Source organism: Catenuloplanes atrovinosus, from assembly GCF_031458235.1.
GTDB classification, from domain to species: domain Bacteria; phylum Actinomycetota; class Actinomycetes; order Mycobacteriales; family Micromonosporaceae; genus Catenuloplanes; species Catenuloplanes atrovinosus.
This window is the reverse complement of the sequence record NZ_JAVDYB010000001.1, coordinates 6284848-6303000: the sequence shown is the minus strand read 5'-3', so window position 1 is coordinate 6303000 and position 18153 is coordinate 6284848. Positions and strand designations below refer to the sequence as shown.

At 72.0% G+C, this 18153-nt stretch carries 20 protein-coding genes; 7 read left to right on the top strand and 13 right to left on the bottom strand.

Features of this window, described 5'->3' with window-relative positions:
• Window positions 1–54: 54 nt before the first annotated feature.
• Window positions 55–882 (bottom strand): helix-turn-helix domain-containing protein, encoded by an 828-nt coding sequence (locus tag J2S41_RS27860; protein ID WP_310371957.1) that lies wholly within the window; start codon window positions 880–882, stop codon window positions 55–57.
• A gap of 108 nt (window positions 883–990) precedes the next feature.
• The gene (locus tag J2S41_RS27855; RefSeq protein WP_310371955.1) at window positions 991–1857 is read right to left on the bottom strand and encodes a helix-turn-helix domain-containing protein; all 867 of its coding nucleotides are present in this window, start codon (window positions 1855–1857) and stop codon (window positions 991–993) included.
• Window positions 1858–2479: 622 nt separating this feature from the next.
• Here J2S41_RS27855 and J2S41_RS27850 point away from each other — a divergent pair.
• Window positions 2480–2683, top strand: a complete 204-nt coding sequence (locus tag J2S41_RS27850; protein ID WP_310371954.1) for a DUF397 domain-containing protein — start codon at window positions 2480–2482, stop codon at window positions 2681–2683.
• Between the two features lie 93 nt (window positions 2684–2776).
• On the opposite strand, the gene J2S41_RS27845 is transcribed toward J2S41_RS27850, so the two are convergent.
• Both J2S41_RS27845 and J2S41_RS39945 read right to left on the bottom strand, forming a co-directional pair.
• A complete protein-coding gene (locus J2S41_RS27845) occupies window positions 2777–3124 on the bottom strand; it encodes a DUF3817 domain-containing protein (RefSeq protein ID WP_310371953.1) in 348 nt (115 codons plus the stop codon).
• 46 nt (window positions 3125–3170) lie between these two features.
• A complete protein-coding gene (locus J2S41_RS39945; RefSeq protein WP_374728173.1) occupies window positions 3171–3518 on the bottom strand; it encodes a hypothetical protein in 348 nt (115 codons plus the stop codon).
• 345 nt (window positions 3519–3863) lie between these two features.
• Here J2S41_RS39945 and J2S41_RS27835 point away from each other — a divergent pair, with 345 nt between their 5' ends.
• Window positions 3864–4157, top strand: a complete 294-nt coding sequence (locus J2S41_RS27835; RefSeq protein WP_310376568.1) for a DUF6158 family protein — start codon at window positions 3864–3866, stop codon at window positions 4155–4157.
• Window positions 4158–4511: 354 nt separating this feature from the next.
• Here J2S41_RS27835 and J2S41_RS27830 read toward each other — a convergent pair whose 3' ends face one another.
• On the bottom strand, window positions 4512–5588 hold the full coding sequence (locus J2S41_RS27830; RefSeq protein ID WP_310371951.1) for a 3-deoxy-7-phosphoheptulonate synthase: 1077 nt from the start codon (window positions 5586–5588) through the stop codon (window positions 4512–4514).
• 282 nt (window positions 5589–5870) lie between these two features.
• On the opposite strand from J2S41_RS27830, the gene J2S41_RS27825 reads away from it, so the two are divergent.
• Complete coding sequence (locus tag J2S41_RS27825) at window positions 5871–6071, top strand: hypothetical protein (RefSeq protein WP_310371950.1); 201 nt, start codon at window positions 5871–5873, stop codon at window positions 6069–6071.
• Window positions 6072–6307: 236 nt separating this feature from the next.
• Here J2S41_RS27825 and J2S41_RS27820 read toward each other — a convergent pair whose 3' ends face one another.
• Complete coding sequence (locus tag J2S41_RS27820; RefSeq protein WP_310371949.1) at window positions 6308–6937, bottom strand: MBL fold metallo-hydrolase; 630 nt, start codon at window positions 6935–6937, stop codon at window positions 6308–6310.
• The gene (locus J2S41_RS27815; protein ID WP_310371948.1) at window positions 6934–8022 is read right to left on the bottom strand and encodes an S-(hydroxymethyl)mycothiol dehydrogenase; all 1089 of its coding nucleotides are present in this window, start codon (window positions 8020–8022) and stop codon (window positions 6934–6936) included. Before J2S41_RS27815 ends, J2S41_RS27820 begins: the two co-directional genes overlap by 4 nt.
• Before the next feature lie 124 nt (window positions 8023–8146).
• Between J2S41_RS27815 and J2S41_RS27810 the strand changes: the two genes are divergently transcribed.
• The 4 genes from J2S41_RS27810 (at window position 8147) to J2S41_RS27795 (ending at window position 11577) form a co-directional block, all read left to right on the top strand.
• Window positions 8147–9148, top strand: coding sequence for an ABC transporter ATP-binding protein (locus J2S41_RS27810; RefSeq protein ID WP_310371947.1), 1002 nt, complete (start codon window positions 8147–8149; stop codon window positions 9146–9148).
• Window positions 9145–9933: an ABC transporter permease gene (locus J2S41_RS27805; protein WP_310371946.1), complete on the top strand. Its 789-nt coding sequence runs from the start codon at window positions 9145–9147 to the stop codon at window positions 9931–9933. The genes J2S41_RS27810 and J2S41_RS27805 overlap by 4 nt, the downstream gene beginning before the upstream one ends.
• A complete protein-coding gene (locus J2S41_RS27800) occupies window positions 9926–10726 on the top strand; it encodes an ABC transporter permease (RefSeq protein WP_310371944.1) in 801 nt (266 codons plus the stop codon). Before J2S41_RS27805 ends, J2S41_RS27800 begins: the two co-directional genes overlap by 8 nt.
• Before the next feature lie 71 nt (window positions 10727–10797).
• Entirely contained in the window at window positions 10798–11577 is a 780-nt protein-coding gene (locus J2S41_RS27795) for a GAF and ANTAR domain-containing protein (RefSeq protein ID WP_310371942.1), read from the top strand.
• Window positions 11578–11747: 170 nt separating this feature from the next.
• On the opposite strand, the gene J2S41_RS27790 is transcribed toward J2S41_RS27795, so the two are convergent.
• The 6 genes from J2S41_RS27790 to J2S41_RS27765 all read right to left on the bottom strand — a co-directional run bounded on the left by J2S41_RS27790 (window position 11748) and on the right by J2S41_RS27765 (window position 18142).
• Window positions 11748–12044 (bottom strand): antibiotic biosynthesis monooxygenase family protein, encoded by a 297-nt coding sequence (locus J2S41_RS27790; protein ID WP_310371941.1) that lies wholly within the window; start codon window positions 12042–12044, stop codon window positions 11748–11750.
• Window positions 12045–12423: 379 nt separating this feature from the next.
• The gene (locus J2S41_RS27785) at window positions 12424–14118 is read right to left on the bottom strand and encodes an MDR family MFS transporter (RefSeq protein ID WP_310371939.1); all 1695 of its coding nucleotides are present in this window, start codon (window positions 14116–14118) and stop codon (window positions 12424–12426) included.
• A gap of 74 nt (window positions 14119–14192) precedes the next feature.
• Window positions 14193–15065 carry a sigma-70 family RNA polymerase sigma factor gene (locus J2S41_RS27780; protein WP_310371937.1) on the bottom strand — a complete coding sequence of 291 codons (873 nt, stop codon included), beginning with the start codon at window positions 15063–15065 and terminating at the stop codon, window positions 14193–14195.
• Between the two features lie 265 nt (window positions 15066–15330).
• On the bottom strand, window positions 15331–15921 hold the full coding sequence (locus J2S41_RS27775) for a class I SAM-dependent methyltransferase (RefSeq protein ID WP_310371936.1): 591 nt from the start codon (window positions 15919–15921) through the stop codon (window positions 15331–15333).
• 44 nt (window positions 15922–15965) lie between these two features.
• A complete protein-coding gene (locus J2S41_RS27770) occupies window positions 15966–17429 on the bottom strand; it encodes an MFS transporter (RefSeq protein WP_310371934.1) in 1464 nt (487 codons plus the stop codon).
• Between the two features lie 11 nt (window positions 17430–17440).
• Window positions 17441–18142, bottom strand: coding sequence for a YqeB family protein (locus J2S41_RS27765; protein WP_310371932.1), 702 nt, complete (start codon window positions 18140–18142; stop codon window positions 17441–17443).
• Window positions 18143–18153 lie beyond the last annotated feature (11 nt).

Here is an 18153-nt window from a genome sequence, read left to right as displayed (position 1 = left end):
GGGCGCGCCCATGACCATGGCGCCTTTGGCGGTTCCGGCCGGAAAGGCGCTTCGTCATTCGCCGCCGACGATTTCCTTGATCATCGCCAGTGACTCCGCCGGGTCCAGCGCCTTGTCCCGCAACTCGCGGAAGACGTCGAGGTACGGCCGGACCTCCTCGGGGCGGTCGATGACCTCGTCGGTGACCGCGTTCTCCACGAACATGACGTCCGCGTCCTCCGGGTCCGGGAACTGCAGGATCGCGAACGGCGCCACCACCGGCGGCGGGCCCGCGCTGAACGGCAGCACCTGGATCGTGATGTGCGGCGACGCGCTCAGCGAGACCAGGTGGGTGAGCTGCTCCGGCGCCCGCTTCGGCGCGTGCGCGATCCGGTGCAGCACGGCCTCGTCGATGATCGCGGTGATCCGGGGCGGGCGCCTCTTGTTGAGGATCTCCTCCTGGCGCCGGAGCCGCACGTTGATCCGGGTGTCCCGGTCGTCCTCGTCCATCGGCCGCACCGGCGCGCCGCCGGCCGCGAAGCCGCGGGTCTGCAACAGCGTGGGCAGCGTGGTCGGGGCGAAGTAAAGCACCTCCACGCTCTCGTCCTCCAGCCCGATGTAGGCGTAGTAGGACGGGTTGACCCGGTCGCGCAGCGTCGACCACCAGGTGCGCAGGCGCGAGTTGCGGGCCAGGCCGAGGATCTCCTCCACCCGGTCGGGCTCGGTGATGCCGTACAGCCCGGTCAGCGCGCGGGCGTCGATCGTGGAAATGCCGACGGTGCCGGCCTCGATGCGAATCACCTTCGACAGCGACCAGTCCATGGCGGCCGCCACCTCGGCGCGGGTCTTGCCGGCCGCCTCCCGGGCCGCCTTCAGCGCGTGGCTGAGGCGCCGCCGCCCCATCGAGGGGCCCTGTCGCGCCGCAACCGTGCGCTTCGTCGACCGTGGTCCGTGGCCTGGGTCTTCGCTCTGATCGTGTGTCATCGCGTAGCCGCACCTGACTAGGGGTGGTCAGACCATCTGGGTGACCATTTTGTTGATCATTTCGAGGGACTCGCTGGGGTTGAGTGCGAGCTTCTGCAGTCGGGCGAAGGTCTGCCGGTAGGTCTCGACCTCCGCGGGCTGGTCGACCAGCGCGACCGTCGGCGTCGACTCGATGTAGACGACGTCCGGCGTACCGGCCTCGAAGGAGAGCAGGTTGAACTGCCCGGTCGCGCCGTAGCTCTCCGCCGTGAACGGCAGGATCTGCAGCGTGACGTGATCTTTCGTGCCGTCGGTGCGCAGCCGCTCCAGCTGCTCACGCAGCACCTGCCGGCCGCCGATGTGACGATGCAGGCTCGCCTCGTCCAGCACGACCTGCAGCGTCGGCGGGACCGGGCGGGAGAACAGCTCCTCCTGGCGGCGCAGGCGCAGGCCGACGCGGACCGCCACGTCGTCCGGCTCGACCTGGGACGGCACGGCGGCGCTGATGTACGCCCGCGCGTACGACTCCGTCTGGAGCAGGCCGGGCATGCCGATCGGCTGGAAGACACGCAGCGTGGCGGCCTCCGCCTCCAGGCCGACGTAGTCGTAGTAGGCGCGCTCGCGGTCGAAGATCTCCCGGTACTGCACCCACCAGCCGCGCTGGCGGGCCAGCCGGGCCAGGCCGAGCAGCTCCGCGACGTCGTCCGGATCGTCGACGCGGTAGTGCTGGAGCAGCGCCTTCAGATCATTCGTCGAGATGGAGACGGTGCCGGCCTCGATGCGGATCAATTTCGACAGGGACCAGTCCATCGCCTCGGCGGCCTGCTCCTGGGTCAGCCCCGCCGCGTCGCGCGCCGCGCGCAGCCGGGCCCGGAGCTGCCGCCGGCCGCCCGAAGGGCCGTGGGCGGTGGACATGGCGCCTCCTTGCGCTCACGGGCACGTCGCCCGCTGTGACGGCCGCTACTTTACGGCCGCCCGGGAGGTGCCCTCGCGGGCACCGGCTTGTCGGTGTCACCCGGCAGACCTGATATTGCGACGTGCCATGTGCCTGCCCTGCATGGTCCACATGCGACCTGGCTATCCAGCCGTGGCCGGCTGCCACCCGGCCACTTAGCCTTGGCCGGCTGCCACCTGGCTATCCAGCCCTGGCCGGCTGCCACCTGGCGGATGGCCTCCTGTCAATGAGCCAGTGACTGAGAGGTTACTCGCGCATGGATGCATATTCCAGGCCGGAAGAGTAGGGATCGGCCGTCACGCGAACGGGTGTGAGCCGGATTGCGTGAGCTGGGGATATTTCGCGGTAACCAGGGGCGGGCCGCGCCGTTTGTCACGGAGAGTGCGTGGAACGGCGCGGGAGTGGTCTTGGTGCCGGGCCTGACGGGACGCTACGCTCGCGCGGGCATCTGTCCGATCGAGCGTTCATCGCGCGGTTGGTCCCATTTGCTCGAATCTTGTATTCAAGCAGTAATTGTTCAATTAATGCGATATTTTTCGATAGTGCGCGGCCAACGCTGCCCGCGCCGGACTGGAGTGACAGATGATCACGTCGACCGCGGGTGACATGGCGTGGCGGAAGAGCAGCCGCTGCGAGTCGCACACCTGCCTCGAGGTGGCCGAGGCGCCCGGCGGCCGCATGGCGGTCCGCAACTCGACCCGCCCCCAGCTGCGTCTGAGCTTCGAGGGGCCGGCCTGGCAGGCCTTCGTCCGCACGGTGCGTGACGGGGACCTCGGCTCCCACTGACGTACCACCCTCGGAACACCGCCGCCCGGCGAGCCGCTGCTCGGCCGGGCGGTCGCGTCTTCCGGGTAGACCCGCCGGCGACGGCCGGCGAGATCAGTGCGTCGGCTGGCGGTCCGAGGCGACCGGGAGGTCCGCCGGGTCCGGCGTCGGCGGGACCCAGCGGGTGGTGACCACGCGCTCCGCGTAGAACGACAGGAACGGCACGGTGCCGGCCAGCATGACCAGCAGCATGCGCCGCAGCGGCCAGCCGGCACGGCGGCCCAGGTCGAACGCGGCGATCAGGTAGACCATGTAGAGGAAGCCGTGCGCGGGGCCGATGCCCTGGACCACGGCGGGCTGGTCCCAGATGTACTTCAGCGGCATGCCGATCACCACGAGCAGGATCAGCACGACGCCCACGATGTAGGCGATCGTCCGATAGCGGATCAGTGCTCCGCGCACCGCTGCCTTCCCTTCGTCCGGCGTGAGGGCCGGGATAGTCGCATGGTCAGTCGTCCGCCGGAGGGCGGGCGGGGCCGTAGGCGGATCGCTCGGTGGCGCGCCGGACGGCCTCGGTGCGCACCGGGCGGCGTACCGCCAGACGGTTGTGGTCCTGGGGTTCCGGCTCGGGAGCCGGGGGCGCGTCGCGGCGCAGGACCGCGCGGACCTCGCGCGCCCAGAGGAAGATCACGAACGCGGCGAAGACCGGCCACTCCAGCATGTATCCCCAGCTGGAGGGATTTCCGCCGGCCTCGGCGCGGGTCAGCTGCCACCAGCCCAGCGCGAGGAACGCGATCACGAGCAGCACGGTGGCGAGGTGGACCGCGATCCACCGCGGTGTCCAGAGCCGCTTCATGCAAGCGAGCGTACCGGGCAGCCGTGTCGTCTCCGACGCGCCGTCGTAGTAGCGGGGCCGGTGCGTCCTACGCCGGACTCGGGCGGCTCCACGTGGACAGCCCGGACTTCCGGGCGCGGCTCGGCGGCATTCCCGGCCGGCCGGGTTCCCGCGGGACGCGATCGCGGCCTACGCGCAGGCCAGGCTGTAGGAGGTTTGGCGGTGCGGTGTCCGGGCAACCGTTGTCACGACAGGAGAGGGGCAACGATGACCGACTCAGTGCGTTACAGCGACGGCTCGCCGTCGGCCTCGGGCACCGCATTCCAGCCGAACCCCGATCGGCCGCCCACTCCGGAGCAGACGCCGCTGCCGGAGGCCAGTCCCGAGCAGCGGGTGGACGAGTGGGACGGCGATCACCTGCGCGGCCAGGCCGGACCGGCCGACTCGTACGAGGAGATCGGGATCGACCCGGCCGAGTTGTCGGACGAGGACCTCACCCGGGAGATGGCCAGCCTGCACCGCACCCGGCTGGACACGCTGCGGCACGCATCCGACGCGGCGCTCGCCACCCACCTGCGCCGCACCGCGGACCTGGAGACCGAGTACCTCACCCGGCACCCGGGCCGCGAGGTGGACCCGCAGCGGCTGCGGGACGGCTGATCGTGTGATGCCCGATACATCGGCCTCAGGAACACGCTCCGATGGCCGATGGTTGAGACGGGTGTCGGTGTGCGCAGTGTCCCCGGGCCTCACCTAATTAGCCTTCGCGGAATACCGTTCGGCTGGAGCCGCGTCGCGCCACTCGCCGAGAGGCGACCGGCACACCGGCACCTCCTTCAGTGCACGCCCCCGTCGGGTCCGCCCGGCGGGGGCGTCGCCGTTTCCGGCCCGGACTTGTGCGGACGTGCACCGGCCGGTGCACTCGCGTCGTCGCTGCCCGGGGCCGGTAGGCCCCGGGCTCGGCGGTCACCCGCGGCCGTTGTGCGGCCGTCGTGCGTCATGCGGGGGCGCGGTTCAGGCGACCGCGACCGCGGCGCGCCGGGCGGCGGCCGCGGCGGCCAGCACGTCCAGCACCGATTCGGTCTGCTCCCAGCCGAGGCAGGCGTCGGTGACGGACTGGCCGTAGGTCAGCTCGCGCGTCGGGTCCAGGTCCTGCCGGCCCGGCTCCAGGAACGACTCCAGCATCACGCCGGAGATGCCGCGCTGACCGGCCGTCAGCTGCTCCGCCACGTCCGCGGCCACGAGCGGCTGACGGCGGTGGTCCTTGCCGCTGTTCGCGTGGCTGCAGTCGATGACCAGCCGCTCCGGCAGGCCCGCCTTGCGCAGCAGCGCGAGCGCGCCCTCGACCGAGTCGGCGTCGTAGTTCGGCCCGTCGTTGCCGCCGCGGAGCACCAGGTGGCAGTCCGCGTTGCCGCGCGTGTGCAGGATCGCGGGCGTGCCGGACATCGCGATGCCGGGGAACACGTGCGGCACGCTCGCGGCGTTGATCGCGTCGATCGCGGTGCTGATCGCGCCGTCCGGGCGGTTCTTCATGCCGATCGGCATCGACAGGCCGGACGCCAGCTGCCGGTGCACCTGGCTCTCCACGGTCCGTGCGCCGATCGCGCCCCAGGCCACGGTGTCCGCGATGAACTGCGGCGTGATCGGGTCCAGGAACTCGCAACCCACCGGCAGGCCCAGCTCCAGCACCTGCAGCAGCAGCTGGCGGGCGACCCGCAGGCCGGTGTTGACGTCGCCGGAGCCGTCCAGCGCCGGGTCGTTGATCAGGCCCTTCCAGCCGACCGTGGAGCGCGGCTTCTCGAAGTAGACGCGCATGACCACGAGCAGGTCGTCGGAGAGGCGCTCCGCGACCGGGCGCAGCCGGCGCGCGTAGTCGAGCGCGGCGGCCGGGTCGTGCACCGAGCACGGGCCGACCACGACCAGCAGGCGGTCGTCCTCGCCGTCGAGGACGCGGGCCACCGCGCGGCGGCCCTCGACCACGCGGTCGGCCAGTTCCTCGCTCAGCGGCAGGTGATGGTGGAGCAGGTCGGGGGTCATCAGCGGGACGACCCGGTCGATCCGCTGGTCGGTGACCCGTGGTGAGGACGTCATCGTTCCGGTTCCTTTCACCGGCAACCCCAGGGCCGGTGACCTGGAGAGCCGGGCAGCGTCGTGGCATGCGAAAAGGGCAGGGAAGAAGCTCCCTGCCCCGGCCGGCTCTCTGAAGGCTGTGGTGACGTCAGGTCAGAGCTGAGTCACCGGCGCTCAGGGCCGGCCACCCAAACCAATAAAAGGACCTCGTCACGCCGGACACCTTACCGCGTTCCACGGCCCCCGTCTGCCATCAGGGTCGTGATCGTGACTGAAGACGCGGTGTCCGGGTACTGAACGAGCATGACTGATCGGGTGGAGAGCAGGGCGGCCTCACTGCTGCCCGAGGAGCGCCGCGTCGGCAGCGACGACGTGGAGGCGCAGGCGGAGGAGATCCTGCTGGAGTCGGACGAGCGCACCGCGGACGTCACCGCGGCGCCGGACTCGTTCGTCGAGCACCGGACGTCCGTGGAGGCGGCCGGGGCGGGGGAGCCGCCGGACTGAGACCTGTGGCGCGAGGCCCGTCGTCACCGACGGCGGACCTCGCGGGGTTTCCCGGCGTGGGCCGGAACCGGCTCCGACGCGGCGTCGGAGCGGCGGCGGAGCCGCCGCGCGGTTTGCCCGCGGGAGCATGCGGGGGTGACCACGCCGGGAGCGGGAATGTCGGGGTCCGGGGTCGTCCCCCGGGGCTGGTGCAGTGCCCGCGGGGGTGACCACGCCGGGAGCGGGAGAAGACGGGCCTAGTGTCCTCTTTTGATCCATTCGTCGAGGTGCGGGGCCTCGGCGCCGATCGAGGTGCTGTCGCCGTGGCCGGTGTGGACCGCGGTCTCCGGGGGGAGGGGCAGCAGCTTGGACGTGATCGACTCGATGATGGTGTCGAAGTCGCTGAACGAGCGGCCGGTGGCGCCGGGGCCGCCCTGGAAGAGCGTGTCGCCGGTGAAGACGGCACCGAGCGCGGGCACGTGGAAGCAGCAGGCGCCGGGGGCGTGGCCGGGCGTGTGCAGCACGTGCAGCGTGACGCCGGCGACCTCGATCGTCTGACCGTCGGCCAGCGGCGCGTCCGGCGTGACCTCGGGGTGGGTGAGCTGCCAGACCGGCCGGTCGTCCGGGTGGAGCAGGATCGGGGCGCCGGTGGCGGCGGCCAGCGCGGGGGCCTGGCGGACGTGGTCGTCGTGGGCGTGGGTGGCCAGGATGGCCCGGACGGTGCGGCCGCCGACCGCGGCGAGGATGGCGTCGACGTCGTGCGGCGCGTCGATGACCACGCACTCGGTGTCGTCGCCGACGATCCAGACGTTGTTGTCCACGTCGAACGTCTGGCCGTCCAGCGAGAACGTGCCGGACGTGACCGCGTGGTCGATCCGGGCGGTCACAGGACCACCACCGAGCGGAGTACGTCGCCGCGGTGCATCTTGGTGAACGCCTCCTCGATCTGCTCCAGGCCGATCTCCTCGCTGACGAACGCGTCCAGGTCCAGGCGGCCCTGGCGGTACAGCTCGGTCAGCATCGGGAAGTCGCGGGTGGGCAGGCAGTCGCCGTACCAACTGGACTTGAGCGCGCCGCCGCGGCCGAACACGTCCAGCAGCGGGATCTCGGGGATCTTCATCTCCGGTGTGGGCACGCCGACCAGCACCACGGTGCCGGCCAGGTCGCGGGCGTAGAACGCCTGCTTCCAGGTCTCCGGGCGGCCGACCGCGTCGATCACCACGTCCGCGCCGAAGCCGCCGGTCAGCCGCTGGATCGCCTCGACCACGTCGCCCTCGCGCGCGTTGACCGTGTGGGTGGCGCCGAACCGCTTCGCCCAGTCCAGCTTCCGGTCGTCGGTGTCCACCGCGATGATCGTGGTGGCGCCGGCCAGCGCCGCGCCCGCGACCGCGCCGTCACCGACGCCGCCGCAGCCGATCACCGCGACCGAGTCGCCGCGCTGCACGCCGCCGGTGTTGAGTGCGGCGCCGATGCCGGCCATCACGCCGCAGCCGAGCAGGCCGACCGCGGCCGGGCGGGCCGCCGGGTCGACCTTCGTGCACTGACCGGCCGCGACCAGCGTCTTCTCGATGAACGCGCCGATGCCGAGCGCGGGGGAGAGCCGGGTGCCGTCCTCCAGCGTCATCGGCTGGGTCGCGTTGTGGGTGGCGAAGCAGTACCACGGCTTTCCGCGGCGGCAGGCGCGGCAGGCACCGCAGACGGCGCGCCAGTTGAGCACCACGAAGTCGCCGGGGGCCACCTCGGTGACGTCCGGGCCGACCGACTCGACCGTGCCGGCCGCCTCGTGGCCGAGCAGGAACGGGAAGTCGTCGTTGATGCCGCCCTGCTTGTAGTGCAGGTCGGTGTGGCAGACGCCGCACGTCTGGATCTTCACCACCGCCTCGCCGGGGCCCGGGTCGGGCACGACGATCGGGACGACCTCCACCTCGGCGTTCCTCGCGCGGGCGATCACCCCGCGGACTGTCTGGCTCACGCTGGCCACCTCCGATGTCGTCGGTTCGTCGTCCATCCGTAACACAGCGATCTTCTGAATCGGAGGTTCTTCCCGGGATTTAAATCGCGTCGACCGCTGCGCCCTGATTTGCGAACATCGGTGCATGTCACTGGTTGAGGCGTCCGGGCTCGTGAAGATCTTCCGCCGGCCGGTGAAGGACCCCGGCTTCCGCGGCGCGCTGCGCCACCTGGTCGCGCCGCGGCATCGGGACGTGACGGCCGTGGACGGCGTGGACCTGCGCATCGAGCCGGGCGAGGCGGTGGCGTACGTGGGACCGAACGGCGCGGGCAAGTCCACCACGGTCAAGCTGCTGGCCGGGATCATCGTGCCCACCAGCGGGGACGTACGGGTGGCCGGGCTCTCCCCGCACCGGGACCGGATCGCGAACGCGCGGCAGGTCGGCGTGCTGTTCGGCCAGCGCAGCCAGCTCTGGTGGGACCTGCCGGTGCGCGAGTCGTTCACGCTGCTGCGCGACATGTACGGGGTGAGCGCGCGCGACTACCGCACCCGGATGGAGCGGTTCGACGCGGTGCTCGGGCTCGGCGAGATTCTGCCGGTCGTGGCCCGGAAGCTGTCGCTCGGCCAGCGGATGCGCGCGGACCTGGCGGCGGCGCTGCTGCACGGGCCGCGGATCGCGTACCTGGACGAGCCGACGATCGGGCTGGACATCGCGGTCAAGGACCGGGTGCGCGAGTTCCTCCGGCAGCTACGCGACGAGGGCACCACGATCATGCTCACCACGCACGACCTGGGCGACATCGAGGACGTCTGCGAACGACTGGTGATCATCGACCACGGGCGGGTGATCTACGACGGCGCGCTGGCCGCGGTGAAGGACGACTTCGCCCGCGAGCGGCACATCCACCTGCAACTGGCGTCGGCGGTGCCGCTGGCGTCCGTGGCCGGCTGCCTGCCGGACGCGCGGGTGGTGGCCGGCGAGGGGCCGGGCGAGTTCACCGTCACGGTGGACCGCTTCCGGCAGACCGCCGGCGCGGTGATCTCCGCGGTGCTGCCGCTGGCCGAGGTGGTGGAGTTGCGCATCGACGAGCCCGCGATCGAGGACGTGGTGCGCAAGGTGTACGCCGGGGAGCTGAGGCTGGCATGACCGCGTACGTGGCGTTGCTGCGGAACTCCGCGCGCTCCGTGCTCGCGTACCGGATGGCGTTCTGGCTCAACGTGGTCGGCAGCGTCGTGCCGCTGGTGGCGCTGTCCGCGATCTGGGGCGCGATGCTGGCCGGCGGGCGGGCGCTGGGCGGGCTGGACTGGCCGCAGATGCGCGCGTACCTGCTGGTCACGTTCGGGACCGGGGCGCTGCTGACCGCGTACGGGGACTTCCGGATGGCGAACCGGATTCTGGACGGGCGGGTGGCGCTGGACCTGGTCAAGCCGGTCGACTACCAGCGGTCCCGGTTCGCGGAGTCGCTCGGCGGCGTCGGGATGGAGGTGCTCTCCGTGGCGCTGGTGGTGACCGGCGTGGTGCTGGTCACCGGGCCGGTGCCGGTGCCGGGCGGCACGCAGGCGCTGCTGTTCGCGGCGTCGCTGGTGTCACTGGTGCCGCTCAAGTTCGTCATCATCTACCTGACCTGCACGCTCTGTTTCTACACGCAGAACTACGTGGGCCTGTTCTGGGCGCGAGAGACGATCTCGGCGCTGCTGTCCGGCGCGCTGGTGCCGATCGCGCTGCTGCCGGGCTGGTTGCAGGTGCTGTCCGCGCTCACGCCGTTCGCCAGCGTGGTGTCCACGCCGGCACTGATCTTCGTGGGCGCGGCGACCGGCACGACGGCGGTGCGGCTGATCCTCATGCAGGTGGTCTGGACGGTCGCGCTGTGGTGCGGGGCGCGCGTGGCCTGGCGGTTCGCGATCCGGAAGCTGACGGTGCACGGTGGCTGAGCTGACCCGAATCCTGTGGATCTATCGGCGCGGGCTGGGCGCGCACGTGCGCAGCATGATGGAGTACGAGGCCGACTTCTGGCTGCTGGTGGTCGCCGGGCTGCTGCAGCAACTGGTCGGGCTCGCCTTCCTCGGTGCGGTGTTCGCGCAGGTGCCGGCGCTGCGTGGCTGGACGTTCGAGGAGGCGGTACTGCTCTACGGGTTCGCGTCGTTCGTCTTCGGGCTGGCGCCGCTGTTCTTCGACGGGCTGTGGCGCACCGCGTGGCTGGTCAACCAGGGCGAGCTGGACTACGCGCTGGTCCGTCCGTACCCGGTGATGCTCCAGGTCTCCGGGTCCTATGTGGGCATGCAGGGGTTCGGTGACGTCACGGTCGCGGTCTGCATGATCGCCTGGGGGCTGTGGCACGTGGACATCGCCTGGTCACCGCTGACCGTGCTGGTCGGTTTGGTGCTGCTGGCGTGCGGGTTCGCCGTCCGGATCTCGGTCCTGGCGGCCAGCACCGCGGCGTCGTTCTGGCTGAACTCGCCGCACTCCGGCTTCGCGATGGCGATCAATCAGATGGGTACGCTCGCGCGGTACCCGCTGACCATCTACGGTCTCGCCGTGCGCGGCGTGCTGACGCTGATCGTGCCGTTCGCGTTCACCGCGTTCTTCCCGGTCTCGTGGCTGCTCGATCCGGCCGGGCACGGCTGGGTCGCGCTGGTGGCGCCGGTGGTGGCCGCGGCCTGCGTGTTCCTCGCGGTCCAGATCTACCACCGGGGGGTACGCCGCTATGAAAGCACCGGACATTGAAACCCGCGATCCGGTCACAGATGTCGATCACAGGCCCCGCGGTGGGCCGGGAGCGCTGGTAACGTTGCCGGGTGATTTTCGCCGTCGACGACGATGGAGCCGAGCCCGCTGATCCCACCGGGTCCTGCGATCCGGGCGCGTCCGGGCCGCACAGCGTGGAGCTGGTCGGGCTGTTGCACGAGCTCACCGCGATGCTGCTGGGGGCGACCGGGATCGAGGCCGCGCTCGCCGACCTTGCCCGGTTCGCGGCCTTCGCGGTGCCGGGCGTCGCGCACTGTTCGGTGCTGCTGATCACGGAGGGGCGTCCGGCCGTCTCGGTCGCGTCGGACAGCGGCCGACGCAAGATCGACGACGTGCAGCAGGACGAGGCGGCCGGGCCGTCGCTGGACGCGATCCGCACGCGTGAGCCGGTGGTCAGCGCCGACCTGCACGTCGACGAGCGCTGGCCGGCGCTCCAGCCGGCGGCGGTCGGGACCGGGCTGCGTACCGCGATCGCGCTGCCGATCGACGTGGGCCGCGACGCGGTGGGCGCGCTCACGCTCTACCTCGCCGAGCCCGACGCGGCCGGGCCGCGGCGGACGGTCGCGGCCATGGCCATCGCCGGGCAGGCGGCGCTGCTGCTGGCGGAGGTGCTGCGCCGGGCGGAGGAGGCGGCGGTGCCGCTGGCCGCGCAGGAGACGTCCGACGCCACGGTCAACCACGCGGTCGGGCTGATCATGGCGCAGCGCGGGTGCGGGCCGGCCGAGGCGTTCGAGGTCATCGACGAGACGGCCACCCGGCTCGCGGTCAGCCCGCGCGTGGTGGCGGAGCGTCTGCTGGAGACGGCGCAGCGGCGGTCTGCGTCCGCCTAGAGCCCGTATCGACGTGAGGGCCGGAGCGAGGCAAGGTCCGGCTGTGCGGCGCGGAAGTCGGCATACCGGTGTTGTCTGTGGGCTTTCGCGCCGTGTGGCCAGGCGGCGCCTGGGCCACGCCGCAGCCCGGTCGATACAGGCTTTAGGTGTGCCGTCCCGGGACAGCACACCTAGGCGCTCTGCACCACCTCGAACTCCAGCAGGGTGGCGCTGCCGGCCATGGGACGGGCGCGCTCGCCGGCGTGGGCGGCGCGGCCGGAGCCCTGCGACCAGGCCTGGAAGTCCTCCTCGCTCTCCCACTTGGTGTAGACGAAGTAGCGCGTCTCGCCGCCGACCGGGCGCAGCAGCTCGAAGCCGAGGAAGCCTTTGGCGTGCTCCACGGCACCCTTCCGCGCGGCGAACCGCTTCTCCAACTCGGGGCCGGCACCCTCGGGGACGTCGATCGCGTTGATCTTCACAACAGCCATGCCGTCGAGGGTAGCTGTCGGGCGTTTCGTGCCGTTCGGGTCGGTGCGGCGTCGGCCATCGGGACGACGTCCGGCACGAGCCGGCGGCGGGAATCGCGGTGCGGTCCGTGGGAGACGCGGCGCCGGGCGAGGTCTCGGGAATCCGACGTGACCCGGCGGCGGGGTTTCGGGGAGTGGTGCGGGACCGGCTCCGGAGCGGGGCGCTAGCGGAGTCGGAGGCTCCCGCGGGTTTGCCCGCGGGAGCATGCGGGCCGCACCACGCCGGAAGCGGGAACATCCGGCTCCGGGGTGGCGCGGGAGTGCCGCGGGCACCGCACCACGGCGAAGCCGGTGCAGCGCCCGCGGGAGTGTGCGGGTGGTGATGGGGAAGGGCGGGGTCTCACGGGGTTTCGGCGGCGGCGCGGGCCTCGGCGGCCTCGGCGGCGCGGGCCGCGGCGGCGGAGCGGTTCTGGAGGGGGAGTTCGGGGAGGAAGAGGACGACGATGAGGCCGGCGATCATGATGATGGCGGCCAGGAGGAAGACCAGGCTCATCGACTCGGAGAAGCCGACCTTGAAGGGGTGGGCGATGACGTCGGTGAGCGTGTTGATGAACGAGGTGTCGTTGAGGCCCTCGGTGGACTGGCCGGCCTGGAGTGCCTGGGCCTGATCGGGGTGGTCGCGGAGGGCCTGCTGGAACTCGGGGGAGGACTGGGCCGAGGTGAAGGCGTCGCGGATCCTGCCGGGTACGGCGGCGAAGAGCACCGAGAGGAAGACCGCGGTGCCGAGCGTGCCGCCCATCTGACGGAAGAACGTGACGGCCGAGGTGGCGGTGCCGATCTCGCGCGGGGAGACCGCGTTCTGCACGGCGGTGACTATGGGCTGCATGTTGCCGCCGAGGCCGAGGCCCATCAGCAGCATGATGGCCATCGTCGCGGGGAGCGGCGTGTCCGCGGTGATCAGGGAGAACAGGAAGAGCGCGATCAACATCAGCGCGGAGCCGACGATCGGGATGAAGCGGTAGCGGCCGGTCCGGAAGATGATCTGGCCGAACAGGATGGAGCCGGCCATGATGCCGAGCACGAACGGGATCATCTGGAGGCCGGCGACCATGGGGGACGAGCCCTTCACGATCTGCAGGTAGAGCGGCACCATCATCAGGCCGCCGAACATGGCCATGCCGACCACGAAGCTGCTGGCCGCGCCGACGCCGAACGTACGGTTGCGGAACAGGCGCAGCGGGAGCAGGGCCTCGTCCCGGTAGGCGCGCTCCACGAGGACGAACGCGACCAGGCCGACCACGCCGACGACGTAGCAGAGGATGGCGCGCGGCGAGTCCCAGCCCCAGTCGCGGCCCTGCTCGGCCACGGTGAGCAGCGGGACCAGGCCGACGATGAGCGCGAGCGCGCCGGGCCAGTCGATGCGGTGGTCGGTGCGGTGGTGCGGCAGGTGCAGCACGCGCGCGACGACGGCCATGGCGAGCAGGCCCAGCGGTACGTTGATGTAGAAGATGTAGCGCCAGCCGGCGATGCCGAAGACGTCGTCGGCCTCGGCGAACAGGCCGCCGAGCACCGGGCCGAGCACGCTGGCGCTGCCGAAGACGGCCAGGAAGTAGCCCTGGTACTTGGCACGCTCGCGGGGCGGCACGATGTCACCGATGATCGCCAGCGCCAGTGACATCAGGCCGCCGGCGCCGATGCCCTGGACCGCACGGTACGCGGCCAGCTGGTACATGTCGCCGGCCATGCCGCACAGCGCGGAGCCGACCACGAAGATGCCGATCGCGGCCAGGAAGAACCGGCGCCGGCCGTAGATGTCGGAGAGCTTGCCGTAGAGCGGCGTCGAGATCGTGGACGTGATCAGGAACGCGGTGGTGGCCCAGGCCTGGACGGAGAAGCCGTGCAGGTCGTCGGCGATGGTCCGGATCGCGGTGGCGACGATGGTCTGGTCCAGCGCGGCCAGGAACATGCCCATCATCAGGCCGGCCAGGATCGTCATGATCTGGCGGTGGGTGAAGTCGCCTTCGGCGGCCGGCGGGGCGGGGGTGGTGGCAGAGGCGCTCACGCGTTCTCCTGGAGATCGATTTGCTTGCACCATACACATGTTTGGTGGTCGGCTCTTCCGATTACCCCACAGGTCGGGCGGTGATGTTCGCCGGTGTGCGAGACGCCTTACGCGGCGCGGCTCAACGGCAGGCCGTGATGGTTGGTGTGGGCCAGCCGGCTGGAGAGCGTACCCCTGCTGCCGATCTGCGCGAAGTAGCTGGCGCGGCGCCGGGCCACGCACCCGTCCGGCCGGCCGTCGACCGTGACCTGGTCGGGGTCGAGGTGGCTGTTCAGGCCGTCCTTGAGCAGCGTGAGCGCCTCCGCGCGCAGCTGTGAGATCCGCGACTCGGTGACGCCCAGCTCGGCCGCGATGACGGCCATCGGCTCGTCGTTCAGGAAGTACCGGGTGACCACGGTGCGCAGGCGCTCCGGCAGCGCCTCGATCGCGTTGTGCAGGTAGCCGATCCGCTCGCGGTGGACGAGCAGTTCCTCCGGGCCCATGGTCGGCTCCGGGACGATGTCCTCGGCGCTGCCCGAGGTGAAGCCCTGCAGCGAGAGCACCACGGCGCGCTGCACGTCGTCCTCGACCGAGGCGATCTCCGAGACCGGGATGCCCAGGTGCTCGGCCAGCTCGCGCGCGGTGGGCGTGCGTCCGAGCAGCGCGGTCAGGTGCTGGCGGGCCACGTCGGTCTGGCGGGCGCGGTGCCGGACCGAGCGGGATGCCCAGTCCAGGCCGCGCAACTCGTCGAGGAGCGCGCCGCGAATGCGGGTGGCGGCGAACCGGTGGAACGGGATGCCGCGCTCCGGGTCGAAGCCGCGGGCCGCGGTGACCAGCGCGGCCAGTCCGGCGGAGGTGAGGTCGTCGCGGTTGACGTGGGCCGGGACCCGGCCGAGCATCTCGCGGACCAGGTGACCGACCAGGGGCATGTTCCCGCGGATCAGGTCCTCGCGGTCCCGGTCGCTCATCGGTGCGGGCGCGATCGTCGTCGTGGTGCTCATCTGCGTTCCCCCTGGAAGTCGTGGCTCGCTGGCCAGGGGAAACTCTCGAATCGCTCGGGTGCGGGACGGGTTGCGAACGGTTGCCGTTCGGTTGTAGCGGCCGGGGATCTCTCAGGGAAGCGGTGCTGAGGGGAACCGGAGGCCTATATGGTGAAATTTCGGGTGCGAGCGTGGTGCGCGGCGCCCGAGGAATGGCCGTGGACGGTGCCGCCCGCCGGGGGACGCGCGGCACCGGCACGGTCAGGTGACGGCGAACCCGGCGTGGTCAGGCGGCGCCGCGCGGGCGGCGGGCGTGGTAGACGAACGCGGGCGGCAGGTTGGCCGTGATGGTGCGGCCCAGCACGACCTCCTCGAACGACTCCCGCAGCATGCCGCGGAACCGGCGGGCCGCCGGGGTCCAGGCCGCCATCGTGTACGCGAACGTGGTGAACGCGCCGGTCGGGCTGAGCGTGGCGTGCACCGCGGCGAGGATCGACCGCTGCGCGCTGACCGGGAACGACGCCCACGGCAGCCCGCTGATCACCACGTCCGCCCGCTGCACGCCGCGCTCGGCCAGCAGTCGCGGCAGGTCGGCGGCGTTGTCGTTGAGCACCTCCACGCCGGGGTGCCGCGCCGCGATGTGCGCGGCCAGCGTGGGGTTCAGCTCGATGGCGAGGTGCCGGCCGCGACCGGCCAGCTTCTCCTGGATGACCGTGGTGAACGCGCCGGTGCCGGGCCCCAGCTCGACCACGACCGGGTCCCCCCTCTCCGGGATCGGTGCGACGACCGCCTCGCCGAGCCGGCGCGAGCTGGGTGCGATCGCCCCGGTGCGCGCGGGCGAGCGGAAGAACTCGCGCAGGAAGAGGGCGTTGGTCATCGATCAGACTCCCGGAGGTCGCACGGTGTGGGAAGACAAGCCTCTCAGAGCTTCTCCGCGGGGTGTAGCGGTGTGTCCGCCACCGCGCAGTGCGTCCGAACCGGCGTGTCCGCCGTGCGGGCGCGGCCCGGCACGCCCAGGAACGCGATCAGCGCGCCGGCGGCCATCAGCCCCGCGCAGATCCACATGGACCAGCGGTACGTGGGCGCCAGCGCGACCGGGTCGGTCAGGCTCCCGGTCCCGATCCCGGCCGCGAGCGGCAGCACGGCCACGGCCAGCAGCCCGGCCGCGCGCGCCACCGCGTTGTTCACGCCGCTGGCCACGCCCGCGTACCGGGAGTCGACCGAGCCGAGCGCGGTCGCGGTGAGCGGCGCCACGGTCGCGGAGAGGCCGAGCCCGAGCACCAGCACGGGCGGCAGCACGTCGCGCGGGTAGTCGGCGTCCGGCCCGACCCGCGCGAACAGCACCAGCGCGACCGCGCAGATCAGCGGGCCCAGGGTCATCGGCAGACGCGGGCCGATCCGCTCCGCGAGCGCCCCGGCCCGGGACGACAGCACCAGCATCAGCGCGGTCACCGGCAGCATCGCGGTGCCGGCGGCGAGCGGGCTGAACCCGGCCACCACCTGAAGGTTGAGCACGACCAGCAGGAACACGCCGCCGTTGGCCGCGTACACCGCGAACGTGGCCAGGTTGGTCGCGGAGAACGCGCGCGAGGAGAACACGGTCAGCGGCAGCATCGGATGCGGCGACCGGCGCTCGACCAGCACGAACCCGGCCAGGCCGGCGACGCCGAGCGCGAGCGTGCCGAGCACGACCGGGTGGCCGCCGCCGAGCGTGGGCCAGGCGGTGAAGCCGTACGTGAGGCCGCCGAGCCCGGCCGCGCCGACCACCGCCCCGGCGAGGTCCAGGCCGCGCGGCGCGTCCGTGTCCCGGGTCTCCGGCACGTGCCGCAGCGCGACCAGGATGACCAGCACCGCGAGCGGCACGTTGATCAGGAAGACCCAGCGCCAGCTGGCGACCTCGACCAGCCAGCCGCCGAGGAACGGGCCGATCGCGCCGGCCACGCCGCCGAGTCCGGACCAGGCGCCGATCGCCTTCGCCCGGTCCTCGCGCGCGAACACCGCCTCCAGGATCGCCAGCGAGCCCGGGGTGAGCAGCGCGCCGCCGATGCCCTGGAGCACGCGGGCGGCGATCAGCGTCTCCACGTTCGGCGCGAGGCCGCAGAGCAGTGACGCGAGCGCGAACCAGCCGACGCCGAGCACGAAGACGGTACGCCGGCCGTAGTGGTCGCCGAGCGAGCCGCCGAGCAGGATCAGCGCGGCCAGGCTGAGCGTGTAGCCGTTCACGGTCCACTGCAGCGCGGCGGCGCCGGCGTGCAGCTCCTCGCCGAGCCGGGGCAGCGCGATGTTGACCACCGTCGCGTCGATCGAGGCGAGGCCGGAGCCGAGTACCGTGGCGAGGAGGACCCAGCGGCCGGTGGGCCGCCCGAGTCGGATGTCCGCGTTCATCGCGGATCAAGCTACCGCCTCCAGTATTGGCGCTTCCGTTCGTCCCGCAACGAGATCCCGAGCCGGGCCAGTTCCTGCCGCAGCGCGTCCGCGTCGTCGTGATCGTCCCGGCCGAGCGCGCGCTGCCGGGCGGCGAGCAGCGCGTTCGCGCCGCGGGGCAGGCCGTCCGGGGCGTCGTCCTCGGGAAGACCCTCGACCCAGCGACGGTACGACGACGCGTGCGGATCACCGCCGTCGCGCCACGGGAAGCCGTGCGCGGTGAGCACGTCCCGGATGTTGTCGCGCGGTGGGAGGTCGCCGCGGACCCGCCACAGCTCGGTGCCGTCCCGGCCGAGGACCACCAGCTCCTTGCTGAGCAGGCCGCCGGACTCGTCCGCCCAGACCGTGCCGATCGCGGCCCGTGGGGCCCGCTTCGTCCGGTCGCCGCGCCGGACCACCAGCTCGTCGCCGTCCACCCGGATCACGGTGTAGCCCCAGAACGCGGACGCGGTCAGCGCCAGGCCGAGCGCCAGCCCGCCGCCGGTGAAGCCGACCAGCGCCCACGGCTCCGGCCAGCCGCCGACCCAGCGGACCAGGCCGTGCATCGGCAGCCAGTCGAGGCCGTCCAGCCAGTCCCAGAACCGGTGGGTCAGCAGTCCGAGGCCGGTCCCGAGCACCGGAAAACCGGCACAGACCAGCGCGAGATCCCAGAACGACCGTTTCACCGTCACCACGGCCTCAGCCT

Coding starts and splice junctions, on each gene's coding strand:
- J2S41_RS27860 (WP_310371957.1), bottom strand. CDS start 882: ATGGGGCGGCGGCGCCTCAGCCACGCGCTGAAGGCGGCCCGGGAGGCG.
- J2S41_RS27855 (WP_310371955.1), bottom strand. CDS start 1,857: ATGTCCACCGCCCACGGCCCTTCGGGCGGCCGGCGGCAGCTCCGGGCC.
- J2S41_RS27850 (WP_310371954.1), top strand. CDS start 2,480: ATGATCACGTCGACCGCGGGTGACATGGCGTGGCGGAAGAGCAGCCGC.
- J2S41_RS39945 (WP_374728173.1), bottom strand. CDS start 3,518: ATGAAGCGGCTCTGGACACCGCGGTGGATCGCGGTCCACCTCGCCACC.
- J2S41_RS27830 (WP_310371951.1), bottom strand. CDS start 5,588: ATGACGTCCTCACCACGGGTCACCGACCAGCGGATCGACCGGGTCGTC.
- J2S41_RS27825 (WP_310371950.1), top strand. CDS start 5,871: ATGACTGATCGGGTGGAGAGCAGGGCGGCCTCACTGCTGCCCGAGGAG.
- J2S41_RS27810 (WP_310371947.1), top strand. CDS start 8,147: ATGTCACTGGTTGAGGCGTCCGGGCTCGTGAAGATCTTCCGCCGGCCG.
- J2S41_RS27805 (WP_310371946.1), top strand. CDS start 9,145: ATGACCGCGTACGTGGCGTTGCTGCGGAACTCCGCGCGCTCCGTGCTC.
- J2S41_RS27790 (WP_310371941.1), bottom strand. CDS start 12,044: ATGGCTGTTGTGAAGATCAACGCGATCGACGTCCCCGAGGGTGCCGGC.
- J2S41_RS27785 (WP_310371939.1), bottom strand. CDS start 14,118: ATGGTGCAAGCAAATCGATCTCCAGGAGAACGCGTGAGCGCCTCTGCC.
- J2S41_RS27780 (WP_310371937.1), bottom strand. CDS start 15,065: ATGAGCACCACGACGACGATCGCGCCCGCACCGATGAGCGACCGGGAC.
- J2S41_RS27775 (WP_310371936.1), bottom strand. CDS start 15,921: ATGACCAACGCCCTCTTCCTGCGCGAGTTCTTCCGCTCGCCCGCGCGC.
- J2S41_RS27770 (WP_310371934.1), bottom strand. CDS start 17,429: ATGAACGCGGACATCCGACTCGGGCGGCCCACCGGCCGCTGGGTCCTC.